The organism is Paenibacillus sp. RC67 (genome assembly GCF_030020805.1).
Taxonomy (GTDB): domain Bacteria; phylum Bacillota; class Bacilli; order Paenibacillales; family NBRC-103111; genus Paenibacillus_S.
The window spans coordinates 2,253,380-2,273,105 of record NZ_CP125098.1; the positions used below are offsets into that span (position 1 = coordinate 2,253,380).

The window sequence follows — 19,726 nt, forward strand, 5'->3', positions numbered from 1 at the left end:
AATCCGCCCTTAAGAGGGGAATACTACCAGGTATATGGTACTTGCACGTAGTTTGCATAGTGGGAACAAAAGCGTTGATTATCTTCGAAACTTTATCTCGTAGGAGGGGTATTTTAATGAACATCAGTGTAATTTTGATGATTATCCAACTATTTTTTGCCGTTGTCATCGGTATGTACTTCTGGAATTTGTTACGGAATCAGCAGTCCAACCGAACCGCAGTGGATAAAGAGTCTAAGAAAGAGCTTGAGAAGCTGAGAAAGCTTCGTTCAATCTCGTTAAATAAGCCTTTGGCGGAGAAAACTAGACCCAGCGCAATGGCCGATATCGTCGGTCAAAAGGAAGGGCTGAGGGCGCTTAAAGCGGCGCTGTGCGGGGCTAACCCACAGCACGTTATCATTTATGGTCCTCCGGGTGTTGGGAAGACCGCAGCGGCTCGTGTTGTCCTGGAGGAGGCCAAGAAGAATGCGGACTCTCCATTTCGACAGGAAGCCAAATTCACGGAAGTGGATGCTACAACGGCACGTTTCGATGAAAGAGGAATTGCCGATCCATTGATTGGTTCCGTCCATGATCCAATCTATCAGGGAGCAGGCGCTATGGGGGTTGCAGGTATTCCCCAACCCAAAGCAGGTGCTGTTACCAAGGCGCACGGTGGAATTTTGTTTATTGATGAAATTGGCGAATTACATCCGCACCAAATGAATAAATTATTAAAGGTGCTTGAGGATCGTAAAGTGTTTTTGGAAAGTGCATATTACAACTCAGAGGATATGAACATCCCGGGGTATATCCATGATATTTTTCAGCATGGCTTGCCGGCCGATTTTCGTTTGGTAGGTGCGACAACGCGCAATCCACAGGAGCTGCCTCCTGCTATTCGCTCGCGCTGCATGGAGATTTACTTCAGACCACTAACGCCCGATGAGATAGGGAAAATCGCCTTGAATGCGTTAAAGAAAATTGGCATGCCAGAAAATCCGGCGGCAATGGAAGTTGTCAAGAAGCATGCGACTAACGGTAGAGAAGCGGTGAACATTATTCAGTTGGCCGCAGGAATGGCGCTCACTGATGGACGTAAGGAAGTATCGGCTTCGGATGTGGAATGGGTTATTAACAGCTCGCAAATTCCTCCTAGGCCGGAGCGTAAAATCGGTTCGAAGCCGGAAATAGGCTTTGTCAACGGACTTGCCGTGTACGGACCTAATCTGGGGACCCTTCTAGAGATCGAAGTAACCGCAATTCCAGTCATTCAGGCTGGCAACGGCAAATTTACGATTACAGGTGTTGTGGATGAAGAGGAAATGGGCGGAGGCGCACGGACGATCCGCAGAAAGAGTATGGCACGGGGCTCTGTTGAAAATGTACTAACCGTACTTCGCAGACTGGGCATAAACCCATACAATTACGATCTGCATATTAATTTTCCAGGTGGTACTCCAATTGACGGTCCCTCAGCAGGCGTGTCTATGGCAACAGCAATAGCGTCTGCGGTTAAGCAAATTCCGGTGGATAACCACATCGCCATGACAGGTGAAGTCGGGATTCATGGTAAAGTGAAGCCAGTAGGGGGCGTCGTCGCTAAAGTCGAAGCGGCATTCCAGGCGGGAGCAACCAAAGTCATTATTCCAAAGGAGAATTGGCAGGAAATTTTCGGAGGGTTGAACGGACTTGAGGTTATTCCCGTGGAATCGGTGGAGGAAGTGCTGCATCATGCATTAGGTATTGAAATTTCCGTGTTGTCAGAGGCTTCCGGCATACAGCCGGATGTGATGCCGTCTGCATCGGTAACGGTTCTGCACGCTGACGGGCTTGAGTGATTTTCTGCCTTCAGCGTTTCTTTTTTTGCCGGTGCGAGATAAGTTGACAGGCCGATTGGTGTTTTTATATCAATTTTGCTAAAATGTTAACTACAGCAAATGGTAATGCTGGCGAAGCAAGGTCGCTTGAGAAGGCTGATTGTTGCGAAGTCAACTTTGCTGAAAGCAAAGTTCACAGGAGGTGCTCCAGGATGGGACCAAACAAATTAAAGGTGCGGCGCTTGCCGTTGCTTCCTTTGCGGGGGTTGCTTGTTTATCCTAGCATGGTGCTGCATTTGGACGTAGGCAGAGAAAAATCAGTAAAAGCACTGGAGAAATCCATGGTGGATGACAGCATGATTCTTCTTTGCTCGCAATCGGAAGTTAACATTGAAGAACCTACTACGGAAGATATATATCGCATCGGAACGATTGCTAAAGTGCGGCAAATGCTGAAGCTGCCCAACGGAACGATTCGGGTATTAGTCGAAGGGATCGTTCGTGCGGAGATTAACGAATTTTTAACGAATGATGAGTACTATGAGGTTCAAGTTAAAGAGCTGCCAGAGCAGGAATCATCAGATCCTGAGATCGATGCGTTGATGCGCACGGTGCTAACCCAATTCGAGCATTATATTAATTTGTCCAAAAAAGTAACCCCAGAGACGTTAGCTGCCGTATCGGACATTGATGAACCGGGGCGTTTAGCCGATGTCATTTGCAGTCATTTATCTTTAAAAATCAAGGATAAACAAGAAATTCTGGAAACCATCGACGTGAAGGACCGTCTGGAGAAGCTGCTCAGCATACTTAACAATGAACGTGAAGTTTTGGAGCTTGAGCGCAAAATTAGTCAGCGTGTCAAAAAGCAGATGGAGAAAACCCAGAAGGAGTACTACCTCCGCGAGCAGATGAAGGCGATTCAGAAGGAGCTAGGAGATAAAGAAGGCAGAGCGGGAGAAGTTGAAGAACTACGCAACCAACTTGCTGAAACCGATGTTCCGGAGAAAGTGAAAGAAAAAATCGAGAAGGAAATCGATCGCCTGGAAAAAATGCCCTCTACTTCGGCTGAAGGTGGAGTCATTCGTAACTATATTGATTGGCTGTTAGGTTTACCTTGGTCTCAGCTGACAGAAGATGATCTAGATATCAACCGGGCGGAAGAAATCTTAAATGAAGATCACTACGGTCTTGAAAAGCCTAAGGAACGGGTACTGGAGTATTTGGCGGTACAGAAGCTCGTTAAGAAGCTGAAAGGGCCGATTTTATGCCTTGTAGGTCCTCCGGGTGTAGGTAAAACCTCTATTGCCCGTTCGATAGCACGATCTTTGGGTCGGCAGTTCATCCGTATTTCGCTTGGCGGAGTTCGGGATGAAGCGGAGATTCGAGGACACCGTCGTACGTATGTCGGGGCCATGCCGGGACGTATTATTCAAGGTATGAAAAATGCGGGTTCCTCCAACCCTGTATTTCTGCTTGACGAAATTGATAAGATGGCAATGGATTTCCGTGGAGACCCGGCAGCTGCATTGTTGGAGGTACTCGATCCGGAGCAGAACAGCACGTTTAGCGATCATTACATCGAGGTACCATTCGATCTGTCTAATGTGATGTTCGTAACGACGGCTAATGCGGTACACAATATCCCTAGACCTCTGCTTGACCGGATGGAAGTGCTCTATATCCCGGGCTATACCGAGATCGAGAAGCTGCATATTGGACGCAACTATTTGCTTCCTAAGCAGCTGAAGGACCACGGATTGCAGGATGACCAGCTGGTCATCGAAGAGCAGGCACTGATGCGCATTGTCCGTGAATATACCCGTGAAGCCGGTGTGCGTAATTTGGAGCAGCAAATTTCCGCAGTTTGCCGTAAAGCAGCCAAGAAGGTCGTCTCAGGGCAAGACATCAAAGTCAACATTGGCTATGAGGATGTCAAAGAATATCTCGGACCACCGAAATTCCGCTTCGGAGTCGCCGAGGAATTTGATCAGATCGGTGCCGTTACAGGTCTTGCCTGGACGGAAGTGGGCGGAGAGACGATGGTCATCGAGGTTACGGTCATGCCAGGCAGCGGCAAACTGACCCTAACAGGCAAATTAGGCGATGTCATGAAGGAGTCGGCGCAGGCTGCATTCAGCTATACCCGTTCCCGTATAGGCCAGCTGGATATTGCCAAAGATTTTCATGAAAAAATGGATATTCATATCCACATTCCTGAAGGAGCCATACCAAAGGATGGACCTTCGGCAGGGATCACCATGGCGACAGCACTTATTTCTGCACTGACGAATATCCCAGTATCCCGAGAAGTAGCGATGACTGGAGAGATTACGCTTCGCGGTCGCGTGCTGCCAATTGGCGGACTGAAGGAGAAGAGCCTCGCGGCTCACCGTGCCGGAATTCGTAAAATTATTATCCCTAAGGATAACGAAAAAGACATCGAAGAAATCCCAGAAAGCGTGCGCAAAGAGCTGACTTTTATTCCTGTTTCGCATATGGATGGAGTGCTTGAGCATGCTTTGGTCAAACCCGTAGGGGTATAACATGAGGCTGTAGCCTCAATGAAGGAATGAGTGAAGGAACATGAAGGTCAATCAAGCTGAGTTCATAATCAGCGCGGTTGGTCCGAGTCAGTATCCTCCCGACGCCTTGCCTGAGATTGCTCTGGCAGGGCGTTCTAACGTGGGAAAGTCATCACTGATCAATCGGATGATCCAGCGCAAAAATCTGGCTAGAACGAGTTCCAAGCCAGGGAAAACTCAACAATTAAACTATTATAAAATTAATCAGGACTTATTTTTCGTTGATTTACCAGGTTACGGCTATGCGCAAGTGTCCAAATCCAAGCGAGAAATATGGGGCAAGTTTATTGAAGAATATTTGCTTCACCGCGAATATTTGAAGCTGGTGCTGCTCATTATTGATTTAAGACATCCGCCATCCAAGGATGATCAAGCGATGTACTCTTGGCTTAAGCACAATGGAGTACCGTTATGCGTTGTAACAACCAAGGCGGATAAAATCTCCAAGGGTCAATGGCAGAAGCATGTAAAGATCGTTAAGGAAACACTGCAAATGGATAAAAACGATCCGTTCGTTTTATTCTCATCCGAGATTGGTTTGGGTAAGGACGAGCTTTGGGGCATCATACAGGGTGTGATCCAGCGCGAGGAAGAAGAAGAAAAAGAAGAAATGCCTTTGGATGAAGAATCAGTGGAAATCCAACCGGAATAAAGTTATACCAAACGCTAAACTATCCCTCAAGAGCAATGGCTTGCATACTGTAGCCGCTTGAGAGGAATAGTTTTTTTTATAGAAAAACATGTCCTGGAGTCTGTTAAGCTTACTCTAATCTGGCTGCCCGTAATCATAAAGGACGGAGGGAATTGCGTAACAAAATAAGGGAAACAGAGGGATTTATATAAAAAAGCAGAAACATTCCGTGATTAAAGCAGATTTTTCAGAATTTCAACGGAATTCAGTGAACGGAAAGCAGGAATATTAAATATTTATGTAGTATAATGTATATAGAACAATAGAATACAAATTTGGCTTCATGTTTCGAAAACAAAGAATCGAGGGATTTTTATGGCAATGAGGTTAGCGACCCAATACGTCAAAACCTGCCTACAATTAACGGAAGCCGAGATGGCCATGTTTATTCAGATGTTTGTCGATCATCAAGCCTCCTTACAGGTCAAAGTGCTTGAAAACGGAAATCAAGAGGTGGTTCTGCTAGACAACGAAGCGGGACAAGAAATCGTCCTTTCGTTCGAAAGAAAATTTAACACATATGTTTGCAGTGGTAGTTGCTGCATAACGGACAAAAATTTGGTTCAATTGATGCGAAAAGCTGTTGCAACATTTAAAGGAAGTGCTGTTGTTCACCGTATTTATGAAACCTATACGATGATCTACGAATATGAACAAGGCACAGTAATCAAAATCGTGGAACGTAAAGGCGACTCCGAACGACTCATTTATGAATTCAAGGATACGGTCGGCATGCTGGAGCAAATGTTCCGCAAAGTAGAGGTAGAGCAAGAAATCCTGAGCATTAAATCTCAGATTAACGATTTGCTCGACCTGAGAAACGATATTCAAGACGTTGCCGTACGCGAACAAATTGATGGTCGTCTTCAACTAATGACGCGTCGTTTATTCGCACTCGAAGCATAACTATAAATAGTAAAAAACTTTTCCGGCAGCCCCGGGAAAGTTTTTTTTGTCTCCTAAAAATCTAATGTTTTCCATACACCTGAGACGAGACTATAACATATCTTAGTCAATGTGCAGACTTGCAGCAAAGAAAAATAGGCATTGGTAAAAAAAAGTATTGCTTTTATTCGCAATAGATGTTATTTTTATTTTCGTTGAAAACAAAATAGGAACCAGGATTCACTCAGGACATTGAATGTTGCGAGAGATTATTCCCTCGAGAAGTGAATGACGTAGGTCCTAGCGGATGAAATTTTTCAAACATTTTATTCCTAGGAAGGGGGACCGAAAGATGGAATACTCAACTTTCGGAAGACACGTTGCTGTTGATACTTGGGGAGTGGACTTTGAACTTCTCAACAATGCAGAATGGTTACAAGCACAAATGGTGGAGGCTGCGGAGGCATGTGGAGCGACAGTAATGTCTGTTCAATCCAAGCAATTCGAACCACAAGGTGCAACAGTGCTAGTATTATTGTCGGAAAGTCATCTCTCCATTCATACTTATCCTGAGAAGGGTTTTGCTGCATTAGATTGTTATACCTGTGGCGAAACAGTAGATCCTCAACTGGCTATCGATTACATGATTTCGGTACTCAAACCGGAAACGGCACATGCGAAAAAGCTTGTTCGCGGTATGGGTGAGTTGAAAGTGGAAACACCGGAATTAAAGCAAGTTCAATTGACAAAATAATAATTCGTTTAAATGGTAACCACGGAGAAATCCGTGGTTATTTGTTTGCATATCGCTCCATACAATGAACAAGTAGAGCTTGTATAGCGTTTTAACCGAAGCTCGGGAGAGTTCATTTGGCTAGGGAGGATTTCGGTATGAAACGGAAACGTAAATGGGTAATGTATGTTATCTTCGTGTTTCTAATTGTATGGCCGGTATACCAAATCATAGGCATGGTGAGTGCGCATTCGGAAAAACAGGACGCCGGAAAGCTGCTGTACCAGGTTTCTTTGTTTCAAATGGAGCTGTTGAGCAGTTATCTGCATGACATTGAAAAGGTGAAGGACACCGAGGCTTTAAATCCGCTTCGTCAGGCCGTTTATACGGCCAACTTCACGCATCAGCATCTAGTGCTAGCTTATGGCGAAGATGTGCTGACACCGCTCGAAGGCCTGTCACAATTGATGCAGTTTGTGCTTCGCCTGCAAATAGGGGGCCAGCGTCCGCTTAAGGGAGACGAGATTCAAGCTTTAATGGAGGTGCGCAAGCAGTTCGATGACTTGTACGATGCCTACGGGAAGCTGCTGTCCAGCAAGAGCGATATCGTTGCGTCACAAAATCAAAGGCTGCAAAAAGACGACAAATCGATGACGGATTTGCTGCGCAAAAAGCTTATTCAGTAAGTGAAATAGGATTCCTTGTATAAACGGAATCAAAATAGCTGAAAATATAGAAAATAGTACCGGATGATAAATCTTGCTTTCACATATTATACAAAAAATTTGTCGGAGAGGCTTGTCAAACTGTGCTATAATGAGTTCTAGATTATGAAGAGGAAGGCAGGTGACACATATGCATATCGTTGTGGCGGGCTTGAATTATCGAACAGCACCAGTATCGATCCGCGAGAAATTTACATTTTCTGATGCAGATCTGGAACTGGCACTGAAGGAGCTCAAAGAAACGAAAAGCGTAATGGAATGTGTCATTGTGGGCACCTGTAACCGTACGGAGCTGTATGTAGTTGTCGATCGGGAAAACTTGTGCGATCATTACCTTCGCGGATTTATAGAGAAATGGTTTGGCGTTCCGCGTGAGCAATTCAATAAACATTTGTACGTTTATGAAAATGAAAAAGCAATAGATCATTTGTTCCGTGTAACGAGCGGGCTGGATTCTATGGTTATCGGAGAGACTCAAATTCTGGGACAAATCCGGAATGCATTTCTGCTGTCGCAGCAGTTGAAAACAACAGGTACCCTGTTTAATACTTTGTTTAAACAGGCTGTTACTCTGGCCAAACGTGCGCATACAGAGACTGGAATTGGCGAAAATCCTGTTTCCGTTAGCTATGCTGCTGTTGAGCTCGGCAAACGAATCTTCGGCAGCTATGATCATAAGAAAGTCATGATTATCGGTGCGGGCAAGATGAGTGAGCTTACCGTTAAGCATCTTTACGCTAATGGTGCCGATAAGGTTATTGTCGTCAACCGCACCTTGAGCCGTGCTCAAGAGCTGGCGGGGAAATTCCAGGGCGTAGCAAGCTCTATGGATAAGCTGCTTTATTATTTGGAGGAAGTTGATATTGTTATCAGCTCGACTGGCTCCTCCGAAATGGTACTAACCCGTGATCAGGTTGCCGCTGTACTTCAGAAGCGTCGTTCGCGTCCGTTGTTCATGATCGATATCGCGGTTCCGCGGGATTTGGATTCGTCCATTGGAGAGCTTCCAAATGTATTTTTATACGATATCGATAATCTGCAGTCTATCGTGAATAATCACTTGCAGGAACGTCGCAAAGCGGCACTTGTTATTGAAGATATGATCGTGGAGGAGATGGCCGTGTTTGAGCAATGGACACGCACGTTGGGTGTCACACCGTTAATTCAGGCACTGCAAACAAAAGCCAGCACTATCCATGAGGAAACGATGGATAGTTTGATGAAGAAGCTTCCTGATCTTGATGAGCGGGAACTCAAGGTTATTCGTAAGCTAACCAAGAGTATCGTTAATCAAATGCTAAGAGATCCTGTCATTCGGCTTAAAGAAATGGCTGCTGAGCCTGATGGAGAAGAGGCCTTGGACTACTTCACCAAAATATTTGCTCTTGAAGAGCAGCTGGCAGAGCAAGAACATGCGGAGAACGCTAGTCGTCAACAGGAAGTGAGCGAGTCTCGTGATCGCTGGAAGGAAGAGATTTTGACAAAGGTTTCGTTGAAGCCTGCCGATGCCTTGGCTAAAACGTAGTTTGGAGAGGTGCCATGGTCGCGAAAAGCTGGTTGTACGATGCTATTATTTATATATACGCCCTGAGCCTGCTGTTTTACTTCTCGGACTTTGTCGGTCCGAATCGAAGCGCAAAACGGATGGGGACAGGGTTGCTTTCTTTTGTTTGGGTTCTGCAAACGATCTATCTGGTCTTTAACCTGGTATGGCATGATCGTTCGACGGCATTTTCCATGTTTGAGACGCTGTTCATGCTTTCCTGGCTGCTTGTAACGGTTTCGCTTGTAGTGAACCGTTTTTTTCGTATCGAGCTGTTTGTATTTATTGTTAATCTTATAGGCTTCACTGTGTTGGCCTTGAATTTTTTTAGCAATCCTAAAGTATCGCCGACGCTAGCTTATTGGAATGTCAGCGACGAGGTGCTGTTCATCCACATCAGCTTCTCTTTAGGAAGCTATGTCGCATTTGTTGTATCCGGCGTATTCTCCGGAATGTATTTATTCCTGCATCGTCAATTGAAAGAGAAAAAATGGTCGAAGCTCATGCAAAGATTGCCCAGTCTGGATAAGACGGACTATTACTCGTTTGTTTCCGTTGTTATCGGGACTCCGCTTTTACTGTTAGGGATGTCACTCGGGGTTGTTTGGATTTCGCTACAGCATGACTTGTCCTTGTTTTTTGATCCTAAAGTGATTAACTCCTGGTTTGTTCTGCTTGCTTATATTTTTTATTTGTTCCAACGGATTCTGCTTAAAACTCCGGGATACAAGCTGGCATTATGGAATTTGGCTGCATTTTTTATTATGGCGTTAAATTTTGTGTTCGCTAACTTTTATTCTTCGTTTCATCAATGGTCTTGATTGAAAAAGGGCCATATGAGAGGGGCGGAACAGGTTCAATGGTGGATAAACAAGCATTCTATCCGCTGATGCTCAATGCGAAGGACAAGCCATGCGTCATTATCGGCGGAGGGGCGGTTGCCGAGCGGAAGGCAGAAGCATTAATTGAAGCGGGAGCTCAAGTGACGGTCATAAGTCCGTCTTGTACACCTCAGCTGGAGCGGTGGGGCCAGGAGGGAATCATCACGTTAGTGCATGAGTCGTATCATGCGGAACTGCCGCAGCTGATAAGAGCGCTGCTTGTATTCGCTGCTACCGATAAGCCTGAAGTAAACGCGGCTGTGCGTAGGGAAGCGGAATCGCTAGGCAAGCTGGTCAATGTGGCAGACGACTCGGAACGAAGCGGTTTTATAGTCCCTGCGACAGTGCGCCGCGGCAAGCTTCTTATTTCTGTCTCGACTGCGGGTGCAAGTCCGGCTGTTGCGAGAAAAGTAAAGCAGGAGCTGGAACAAACATTCGGAGAAGAGTATGAAGTGTATCTGGATCTGCTCCATGACCTGCGTTTTTTGATTCAATCGATCCTAACCGACACTGGAGAGCGCCAACGCTGGTTCCGGAGTATGCTGGGGTGGGATTTGCTGCCTTTAATCCGATCAGGACGTTTTCCAGCGAGTGGTAAGAAGGAATTGATGGAGATCATTAAGCGAGAACCGACTTCCGTTGGGCTGGAACGTGTACAGACATGGATTCAAAATCGCTTGGCCTCTACATGACGGCATAGGCGCCCGCTGGATAGAGCGCTGCTGCGAGTCATCAAATAAATATTACATAATCTTTATGGAGAGGGCTGACATACATGCGCAAAATCGTAGTAGGAACCCGACAAAGCGCTTTAGCTTTGACACAGACAGGCCAGGTCGTAGAGCAATTACGCGAGCTGTGCAAACAGTTAGGAATCGATTGCGAATTCGAAGTGAAAAAAATCGTGACCAAAGGAGACCGCATCCTGGATGTTACATTATCCAAAGTTGGAGGCAAAGGGCTCTTTGTAAAGGAAATTGAGCAGGCCATGTTTGACGGAGAAATTGATCTGGCTGTACATAGCATGAAGGATATGCCGGCGGAGCTGCCAGAAGGATTAATTATCGGGGGAGTGCCTCGCCGTGAGGACGCAAGGGATTGCTTGATTTCCAGTGATGGCCGTGGATTGGACGAGCTTCCTCAAGGGGCTAAGGTGGGTACAAGCAGTTTGCGCCGTTCGTGCCAGCTGCAGAACTATCGCCCAGACCTGAAGATTGAGTCCCTTCGGGGCAATATCGATTCAAGATTGAAAAAGCTTGAGACGGAGGGCTTTGACGCTATCCTCTTAGCTGCTGCTGGATTGCATCGGATCGGCTGGCAGGATCGCATCAGTGCTTATATCCCTGCTGAGCTTAGCTTACCGGCTGTCGGTCAGGGAGCGCTGTGCATTGAGTGCCGTAGCGACGATGAGTTCGTTCTGGGGCTGCTCAAGCATTATAATCATGAGCCGACAGCTCTGGCGGTAGCGGCAGAAAGAAGCTTCCTTGCCAAGCTAAACGGAGGATGTCAGGTGCCTATCGGGGCGTATGCAAGCCTTGGAGATGAAGGCGGCAATCCTGTCATTACTTTAACGGGGATGGTAGGTTCGCCGGATGGCAAGCAGCTTCTGAAAGAAACAATGACAGGAACAGACCCGGACAAGCTGGGCCGCAAAGTGGCGGAAGCCTTGATCAGCCAAGGTGCTGAAGATATTTTGGCGACGGTGAGGAGTTGAGTCGAGTTGAGTAAAGGTGTCGTATATCTCGTAGGAGCAGGTCCTGGAGATCCAAAGCTCATTACGATACGGGGACTAGAGGCGATTCAACGTGCTGACGTCGTCGTATACGACCGGTTAGCAAGTCCTAGACTGCTGAAGCATATGAAACCCGGTGCTGAGAAAATTTTTGTCGGCAAGCTGCCAGACAAGCACATGATGAAGCAAGGGGAAATTAATCAGCTGCTTGTTGATCTGGCGATGCAAGGAAAAACGGTAACTCGCTTAAAAGGCGGAGATCCCAGCGTCTTTGGGCGTGTGGGAGAAGAGGCAGAGCTATTAGCCGATAACGGTATAATGTTCGAGATTGTACCGGGCATTACTTCCGCTATAGCAGTACCAACGTATGCAGGTATACCAGTTACTCATCGAGATTTCACTTCATCTTTTTCGATTGTTACAGGACACGAATATCCGAACAAAACATACAGCAGTTTGAATTGGGAGAACTTATCCCAAGCATCAGGTACGCTTATTTTTCTTATGGGCGTAGCCAATCTGGAATTTATCTGTAGCCAACTGGTTCAAGGCGGAAAGTCGCCTGCCACTCCAGTCGCGCTAATACGCTGGGGAACATGGATGGACCAAAAGACAATAACAGGGACTTTGACCGATATAGTCGAAAAAGTTCGTTCCGCCAACTTTCAATCGCCGGCTGTTATTATTGTCGGGGAAGTAGTAAAGCTTCGTGACAAGCTCGCTTGGTTTGAGAAAAAGCCTTTGTTCGGTCGTCGCATTCTGGTCACACGTGCCCGTAGCCAGGCTAGTGAATTGGTACAGCAGATCGAGGAGCTGGGCGGCGAAGCGGTGGAATTCCCTGTTATCCGGACTCAAGCTCCAACTAAGCCAGAAGCTCAGCAAAAGCTTGATGAGGCGCTTAGCCGGTTGTCCGTGTTTGATTGGATCTTGTTTACGAGTGTAAACGGTGTGGAATATTTCTTTCAGCGACTGCAAAGCAATCGTATTGATGTTAGAACGATGAGCAAAGCAAGGATTGCGGCGGTCGGGCCAAAGACTTCGGAAGCATTAGCGCAGCGCGGACTTATTGCCGAGGAGCTGCCCTCCCAGTTCCAGGGAGACGTGCTGCTCGCGGCATTTGCGGAGGAGCTTAAGCCGGGTCAACAAGTGCTGCTGCCTACGGCTGATATCGCCAAGGAATACATCCCTGCCGAGCTGAGGCAGATGGGACTGAATGTAACGGAAGTCGATGTGTACGAAACGGTTCTGGACACGAGCGGAGGCTCTGAAATCATTGAGCTGCTTCAGGAGAATACGATTCACACTATTACCTTTACAAGCTCATCGACAGTCACAAATTTAATTACCGCTTTGGAGCAATTGGGCGCAGATAAGCCGCTTGAGCTTATCCAACAATGCAAGATCGCCTGTATTGGGCCGATGACAGCCAAGACGGTCGAGGAATCAGGTCTCAAGGTCGATTACTTAGCCAAGGAAGCTACCGTATCTTCCCTTGTTCAAAGCTTATATTGCGAATAAAGAAAAGACCCAAGAGGATAAAAGGCTAAGGAGGAAACAACATGGCATTTCCAATTGTACGCAACAGAAGACTACGTGGTTCTAAAGCATTACGTAATTTGGTAAGAGAAACAAGCCTATCGGTTCATGATTTGATCTATCCTATTTTTGTTATGCATGGCTCTCAAATCAAAGAAGAAATCAGTTCAATGCCAGGCGTGTATCACTTTTCACTTGATGTGCTTGAAGAAGAATTGAAAGAGATCACAGGTCTTGGAATACAAGCGATCATGCTGTTCGGTGTCCCTGACCATAAAGACGCTGTTGGCAGCTCGGCTTATGATGAGAATGGTATTGTGCAGCAGGCGACGCGCCGGATTAAAGAGCTGCACCCAGACTTACTGGTAATGGCGGATAATTGTCTTTGCCAGTTTACCGACCATGGCCATTGCGGTGTTGTTCATATTGATGAGAAAACGCAATGTGCGGACATTGATAACGATGAGTCTCTCGAGCTTCTGGTTCGTACAGCTGTTTCGCAAGCTAAAGCGGGAGCTGATGTTATCGCACCTTCCAATATGATGGACGGCTTCGTAGCGGCTATTCGCCAAGGGCTGGATGAAGCAGGCTTCGAGAATGTACCGATTATGTCCTATTCCGTTAAATATGCTTCTGCTTACTACGGACCATTCCGGGAAGCGGCTCACTCCGCACCGCAGTTCGGCGACCGCAAAACGTATCAAATGGATCCGGGCAACGCTCGGGAAGCACTGCGGGAAGCAGAGTCCGATGTTTTGGAAGGCGCTGATTTCCTGATGGTTAAGCCTGCTATGGCGTACATGGATATTATTCGCACTTTGCGTGACCAATTCGATCTTCCGTTGGTGGCCTACAATGTTAGTGGAGAATATTCGCTTATTAAAGCAGCAGCCCTCCAAGGCTGGGTGGACGAGCGTTCAATCGTGCTCGAGACGATGATTGGCTTCAAACGCGCAGGTGCTGATTTAATCATTACGTATTTTGCTAAAGATGTAGCCAAATGGTTGAAAGAAGATTAATAATAAGCACTTAGGGAATAAAGAAGAGCTTTTCATACTGACTGCGGTTAGTGGAAAAGCTCTTTTTTTCTCCGTACTGGCAGGGTTCTTGTCATACTTTTGTCGGATTCTATGAAGGGCAATCGGTTGTTAGAGGTTGCCAAATAGGGCATAATATTATTAGATTATAGGAGTAAGCGGAAAGAGGTAAAGAGAATGAGCTATAACAATAATTTTATTAAAGCCTGCAAAAAACAACATGTGGATACGCTTCCTGTTTGGTATATGCGTCAAGCAGGACGCTCGGACCCGGATTACCGTAAAATAAAAGAAAAGTACAGCCTTCTTGAAATTTGCAAGCAGCCTGAGCTTGCAGCAGAAGTTACGATGATGCCGGTGAAAAAGCTCGGAGTCGATGCTGCTATTTTATATTCGGATATTATGAATCCGGTTGCTTCGATCGGGATTGATTTTGACATCGTAAAAGATGTAGGACCTGTCATACATAACCCGATTCGTACCGCGGAGGACGTAGCCAAGCTTCGCCCGATTCAAGTTGAACAGGATTTATCTCATATTATTAAAACCATTGAAATACTTGTTGCTGAGCTTCAAGTACCTCTCATTACGTTTGCTGGTGCACCATTTACGATTGCCAGTTATTTGATTGAAGGCAGGCCTTCCAAATCCAAAGATTATCTTCATACGAAGGCTCTTATGTATGGGGCGCCTGAGGTTTGGTTTAAACTGATGGATAAGCTTGGAGATATGATTATCACGTATTTAAAAGCACAGATTGCTGCAGGAGCCAAAGCGGTTCAATTGTTCGATAGTTGGGTGGGCGCGTTGTCGCCAAGAGATTTCCAAACTTATGTGCTGCCGACCATTACGCGGATTTTTGACGAGCTCAAGCATTTGGATCAGCCCAAAATCTATTTCCCTGGGGTTAGCTCAGGTGAGCTGCATTCCAGCCTCGTAAACATTGAAGCTGATGTGATTGGGCTTGATTGGCGTGTGCCTATTTCGGAAGCACGTAAAAGAGTCGGAGCTAAATTCGCCATTCAAGGGAACTTGGATCCTACTGTGCTTACTGGGCCGATGTCACTGATTCAAGAGCAAGCAAAAGCGATCATTGATCAAGGAATTCAACAGCCAGGGTACATTTTCAACCTGGGCCATGGTGTGTTTCCTGAAGCATCTATCGATAAGCTGAGAGAATTAACAGAGTTTGTTCATACTTATTCTCGTGAAGCTATCGCTCAATCGAAACAAGGAAGTGGTGTCTAATGACCAAACAAAAAATTGGTGTACTTGTGATGTCGTACGGGACTCCTGAGAGCTTGGATCAGGTCGAGGCTTATTATACCCATATCCGCAGAGGGAATCCCCCAAGTCCCGAGCAGCTTAAGGAACTCACGGATCGGTATGACGCTATTGTTGGCGGCTTTTTCCCGCTAAGAGAAAATACGAACAAGCAAGTGCAAGCATTGGAGCAAATGCTGAATGAGCGTCATCCTGATAAATCGTTTGTGTGCTACCAAGGTCTTAAGCATGCGGCTCCGTTCATTGAGGACGGCGTAGAGAAAATGGTTAAAGACGGCATCCAACATGCGGTTGGTGTTGTGCTAGCCCCGCATTACTCCATTATGAGCGTCGGCGGGTACATCAAACGTGCTCAGGAGAAGGCCGAAGAGCTGGGCGGTATCTCCATTGAATTCGTTAAGAGTTATCATCTTCATCCGAAGCTGATCGAAGCATTGTCCAACCGCGTAACAGCAACATTGGAACGCTTTGGTGACACACCAAAAGAAGAAGTTCGAGTTATTTTTACAGCGCATAGCTTGCCTGAAAAAATACTGGAGATGAGAGATCCGTATCCGGATCAGCTGCTTGCTACTTCTAAAGTGATTGCCGAGCAAACGGGAGTGAGCAATTGGCAGTTCGGATGGCAAAGTGCGGGTCAAACGGCGATGCCTTGGCTCGGTCCAGATATTTTGGACGTGCTGCATACTGTCACTCAAGAAGAACAAGTAAAGAACGTGCTAGTCTGCCCGATTGGCTTTGTATCTGATCATTTGGAAGTACTATACGATCTGGATATCGAAGCTCAGAAGGTAGCTAAAGAGCTGGGCATTCATCTGGAGCGCACACCGTCTCTGAATACCGATCCATTGTACATGGAGACGCTCAGTGATGTTGTGTACGAGCATTGCAAAGGGAATTAACAGTTAAAAGCGGATGGTTGAACAGCTTGTGTTCCCATCCGTCTTTCATGTGATGTCAATAGATCGGTGAAATGGGGTAAAGAAATGAGCATGCGTAAACGTACGGATGAGAAATCTGCAAAGGCTTTTGCGGAAGCGAAGGAAGTCATACCTGGTGGGGTGAACAGTCCGGTTCGCGCGTTCAAATCAGTCGGACTGACTCCATTGTTTGTGGAACGAGGAGAAGGGTCTCGCGTCTACGATATTGATGGAAACGAATTTATCGATTATATCGGCTCCTGGGGGCCTTTAATTGTAGGTCATTCTCATCCTGAAGTCGTTGAGGCGATTAAAAAAACAGCTGAAAAAGGCTCCAGCTTCGGTGCTCCTACCGAATTAGAGACAGTCATGGCCAAGCTTGTTATTGAGCGCGTTCCTTCATTGGAAATGGTGCGTATGGTGAACTCCGGTACGGAAGCGACAATGAGTGCGCTGAGACTTGCTAGAGGCTATACGAAGAGATCCAAAATTGTCAAATTCGAAGGTTGTTACCATGGTCATGCGGATTCCTTGCTTATCAAAGCAGGCTCTGGTGTAGCGACGTTAGGGCTGCCTGATAGTCCAGGTGTACCAGAGGGCGTTGCCGTTAACACGATAACGGTACCTTATAATGATTTGGAATCGGTTCAGCTTGCCTTTGAAAAGTTCGGCGAAGAGATCGCTGCAGTAATTGTAGAGCCGATTGGCGGTAATATGGGCGTTGTTCCACCGCTTCCGGGCTTTCTGCAAGGCTTGCGCGAAATAACTCGTCGTTACGGCAGCGTTCTTATCTTTGACGAGGTGATGACAGGGTTCCGGGTGGGTCTTCATAGCGCTCAAGGATTGTATGGCATTGATCCAGACCTAACCTGTCTTGGTAAAATTATTGGTGGAGGATTACCGGTCGGAGCTTACGGCGGTAAACGCGCCATTATGGAGCAGATTGCTCCAAGCGGTCCAATCTATCAAGCCGGTACGCTATCAGGTAACCCGCTTGCCATGGCGGCAGGCTACACAACGTTGAAGCTGTTGGGTCAACCAGGAGTGTACGAGGAGCTGGAGCGTAAAGCAGCAAGGCTTGAAGAAGGCTTCCTCAGCAATGCGAAGGAGTTTGGCATTGCCAGTACGATCAATCGTGTGGGCTCGATGATTTGTCCATTCTTTACCGATCAAAAGGTTATTAACTACGAAACAGCTAAGACTTCTGACCTGGATCGCTTTAACCGTTATTTTGCTGCACTGCTTGATTTGGGAGTTAGCGTTGCGCCTTCTCAATTCGAGGGGATGTTCGTGTCCACAGCACATTCGGATGAGGATATCGAAGCGACGATCGCAGCTCATTACGAAGCGCTTAAGCAGCTGTAGAATCACCTATTTAAAGCTTGTCCGTTGTTTATTACACAACAGACAGGCTTTTTTTCATAGAAGCAGTGAAAGGAAGTTCGATCATAAAAAAGACGCCCCTCCTATAAAGCTAAGTGGCGTCTTTGGACTTATCTATCTATTCTGCTTTGAGTGGAGTAGGTGTTGCTGATGCGGTTGACGTTGCCGACGGTGTCGGTGTGGAACTGCCATTTGCAGAAACGTTAGAACCAGCTTTTCCGGCGGAGTCGGAGGTATTCCCGTTTGTTCCGCCATTGGAAATAGCTCCGCCGTTATTTGGCTTTGCGCTTTGCTCAGGCGCCGGATTACCATTAGCAGGAGTATTCCCGCCTGCTGCTGGAGGCGTAGGAGACGAGCTTGGCGTTGGTGTCACCTGTGGGTGCGGAGTCGTAGCTGCTCCTCCGTTTCCAGCGTTATTGTTACTGCCGGCTGGCGGATTCGTTGGTTCCGCACCACCATTATTTGAAGTACCCGGTGTTGGTGTTGATTTTGGTGGGGTTGTTTCTTTATCCCCGGTTGGATTGCCTGGTGTCGTCGTAATACCCCCGTTGGCATCCTTAGAAGCATCTGTATCTTTCCCCGCAGGTGGCTTCGTTGTACCTGGGGTGCTGCTGCCATTCTTGTTAGTGTTACCAGAATTATTGCCTGCTTCTCCTGGCTTCGTCTTATCCGTATCTCCCTTATTTGTGCTTGATGAAGGAGTAGGCGTCGGAGAAGTTGTTGGTGTCGGAGTTGGTGCAGGAGTCGGATTATTTTTTTGTTTAGCCTTAAGCTCGGCTTGTTCTTTCAAAAAGTCCGGGTGATCGTATGAACCGCCTGGATCGATTTTGTCTATTCCGTCCCAGACCCGGTTGGCTACTACATTCTCCGGATGGTCGTAGACCAAAAATGCGGAAGGAAGCCTGCGTTCGCCGTAGCGGCTGGAAGGACTGGTAACCAGCTCTCCGTTGTAGACCAATTCGGAAGATGCGCCGCCATCCAGAAAGCCTGCATTGATGACATCGTCATCCATGAACATATCTTGAACTTCTTTCAATGTAGCGCCGACGCTGTGCGTTTGGCGTCCGTCAATAACGATAAAAATAACGGTACCATCGGCTTTTTGACCGACTGCAGTACGAGGCGCGCGGCTTCCATCATTAATAGGAAGCGGTTTGCCGTTGGCAATAACGCGGGGATAGAAGGATGCTGCTTCAGATACCCCCATCTCTCGAAGCTCGAAAATGTTGTATTTGCCGATGACTAGAGTTCCGTCCTTCGTGAACCCGACGATATGCTGCGGAACGCTGCCGTCCTGGTCCGTATAGATGACCTCGCCACCGGAAATTATGGCGCCTAGTGCTGCAAACCCATTACCAAGCCCCTCTGGATCGTTAAATCCGCCGGCATTGACACCGGCAACTGCTCCGGTACGTTTCACCATGGAGCTGATCTTCTCACCTTCACCAGCTTTTGCAGGTGTCATGATCTTGATCGATTTGGGGTCATACACATACATTCGCTTGCCTTTCCAGAACTTGCCGGAAATATCTTCGACTTTAACCAGCTCGTCGATGGAGCGAATTCTTTTTTGAGTCGTAGTAATCATTCCTGGCAGCTGCTTTTCGACCGCATTTTCTTCAACAAAGGTATGAAGCTGCGTAACCAGATCGTCCCGCATTTTGGTGCCGACGAACATCCAAGCCCAGTCGCGATGCTGTGTAATGATGACGGTTTGAGCCATCCAAATCCGAATATCCGTACCCGGCTTGGTTAGAAACAAAAAGCTCGACGTCATAAACGTAATAATGGCGATAAGCATCAAGGTTTTTTTCAGCCAACTCCAGTCGCGAAGCTGCTGCTTGGTTGATTCCAAGAAATGTATGGCAGTGCTCACTTTGTCCACTCCTGTTTTAATAATAAACGAAGAACAAAAAACGGATTTTTAACTCTATTATTCTACCATAACCCTTACTAATATGATAGACGATTCATAAGCTGAGAAGTTGCAAA

16 protein-coding genes are annotated in these 19,726 nt (G+C 46.7%); 15 read left to right on the forward strand and 1 reads right to left on the reverse strand.

The annotated features are described in order from the left end of the window. Window positions 1–116 precede the first annotated feature (116 nt). The 15 genes from lonB (at window position 117) to hemL (ending at window position 17,716) form a co-directional block, all read left to right on the forward strand. A complete protein-coding gene (lonB, locus tag QMA13_RS10120) occupies window positions 117–1,820 on the forward strand; it encodes an ATP-dependent protease LonB (RefSeq protein WP_282941248.1) in 1,704 nt (567 codons plus the stop codon). A 191-nt stretch (window positions 1,821–2,011) separates the two neighbouring features. Then, on the forward strand, window positions 2,012–4,345 hold the full coding sequence (gene lon, locus QMA13_RS10125) for an endopeptidase La (protein ID WP_282941249.1): 2,334 nt from the start codon (window positions 2,012–2,014) through the stop codon (window positions 4,343–4,345). A gap of 40 nt (window positions 4,346–4,385) precedes the next feature. Beyond that, window positions 4,386–5,036: a ribosome biogenesis GTP-binding protein YihA/YsxC gene (gene yihA / locus QMA13_RS10130; protein ID WP_282941250.1), complete on the forward strand. Its 651-nt coding sequence runs from the start codon at window positions 4,386–4,388 to the stop codon at window positions 5,034–5,036. Between the two features lie 354 nt (window positions 5,037–5,390). Then, complete coding sequence (locus QMA13_RS10135) at window positions 5,391–5,981, forward strand: non-ribosomal peptide synthetase module (protein ID WP_282941251.1); 591 nt, start codon at window positions 5,391–5,393, stop codon at window positions 5,979–5,981. A gap of 331 nt (window positions 5,982–6,312) precedes the next feature. Continuing rightward, window positions 6,313–6,714, forward strand: a complete 402-nt coding sequence (gene speD, locus QMA13_RS10140; protein ID WP_282941252.1) for an adenosylmethionine decarboxylase — start codon at window positions 6,313–6,315, stop codon at window positions 6,712–6,714. Between the two features lie 137 nt (window positions 6,715–6,851). Further along, window positions 6,852–7,379, forward strand: a complete 528-nt coding sequence (locus QMA13_RS10145) for an S-adenosylmethionine decarboxylase (protein WP_282941253.1) — start codon at window positions 6,852–6,854, stop codon at window positions 7,377–7,379. 169 nt (window positions 7,380–7,548) lie between these two features. Then, complete coding sequence (hemA, locus tag QMA13_RS10150) at window positions 7,549–8,943, forward strand: glutamyl-tRNA reductase (protein ID WP_282943360.1); 1,395 nt, start codon at window positions 7,549–7,551, stop codon at window positions 8,941–8,943. Window positions 8,944–8,957: 14 nt separating this feature from the next. Beyond that, window positions 8,958–9,782: a cytochrome C assembly family protein gene (locus tag QMA13_RS10155; protein WP_282941254.1), complete on the forward strand. Its 825-nt coding sequence runs from the start codon at window positions 8,958–8,960 to the stop codon at window positions 9,780–9,782. Between the two features lie 38 nt (window positions 9,783–9,820). Then, the gene (locus tag QMA13_RS10160) at window positions 9,821–10,534 is read left to right on the forward strand and encodes a precorrin-2 dehydrogenase/sirohydrochlorin ferrochelatase family protein (protein ID WP_282941255.1); all 714 of its coding nucleotides are present in this window, start codon (window positions 9,821–9,823) and stop codon (window positions 10,532–10,534) included. A gap of 83 nt (window positions 10,535–10,617) precedes the next feature. After that, window positions 10,618–11,556 (forward strand): hydroxymethylbilane synthase, encoded by a 939-nt coding sequence (hemC, locus tag QMA13_RS10165; RefSeq protein ID WP_282941256.1) that lies wholly within the window; start codon window positions 10,618–10,620, stop codon window positions 11,554–11,556. A 6-nt stretch (window positions 11,557–11,562) separates the two neighbouring features. Next, window positions 11,563–13,092: a uroporphyrinogen-III C-methyltransferase gene (gene cobA, locus QMA13_RS10170; RefSeq protein WP_282941257.1), complete on the forward strand. Its 1,530-nt coding sequence runs from the start codon at window positions 11,563–11,565 to the stop codon at window positions 13,090–13,092. A 41-nt stretch (window positions 13,093–13,133) separates the two neighbouring features. Further along, a complete protein-coding gene (gene hemB / locus QMA13_RS10175) occupies window positions 13,134–14,129 on the forward strand; it encodes a porphobilinogen synthase (RefSeq protein ID WP_282941258.1) in 996 nt (331 codons plus the stop codon). Window positions 14,130–14,324: 195 nt separating this feature from the next. Continuing rightward, window positions 14,325–15,395: a uroporphyrinogen decarboxylase gene (gene hemE / locus QMA13_RS10180; RefSeq protein ID WP_282941259.1), complete on the forward strand. Its 1,071-nt coding sequence runs from the start codon at window positions 14,325–14,327 to the stop codon at window positions 15,393–15,395. Next, window positions 15,395–16,333 (forward strand): ferrochelatase, encoded by a 939-nt coding sequence (gene hemH, locus QMA13_RS10185; RefSeq protein WP_282941260.1) that lies wholly within the window; start codon window positions 15,395–15,397, stop codon window positions 16,331–16,333. The genes hemE and hemH overlap by 1 nt, the downstream gene beginning before the upstream one ends. 84 nt (window positions 16,334–16,417) lie before the next feature. Then, a complete protein-coding gene (hemL, locus tag QMA13_RS10190) occupies window positions 16,418–17,716 on the forward strand; it encodes a glutamate-1-semialdehyde 2,1-aminomutase (RefSeq protein WP_282941261.1) in 1,299 nt (432 codons plus the stop codon). Between the two features lie 136 nt (window positions 17,717–17,852). Here the strand turns inward: hemL and QMA13_RS10195 are convergent, their stop codons facing one another. Then, the gene (locus QMA13_RS10195; RefSeq protein WP_282941262.1) at window positions 17,853–19,610 is read right to left on the reverse strand and encodes a phosphodiester glycosidase family protein; all 1,758 of its coding nucleotides are present in this window, start codon (window positions 19,608–19,610) and stop codon (window positions 17,853–17,855) included. Between the last annotated feature and the right edge of the window lie 116 nt (window positions 19,611–19,726).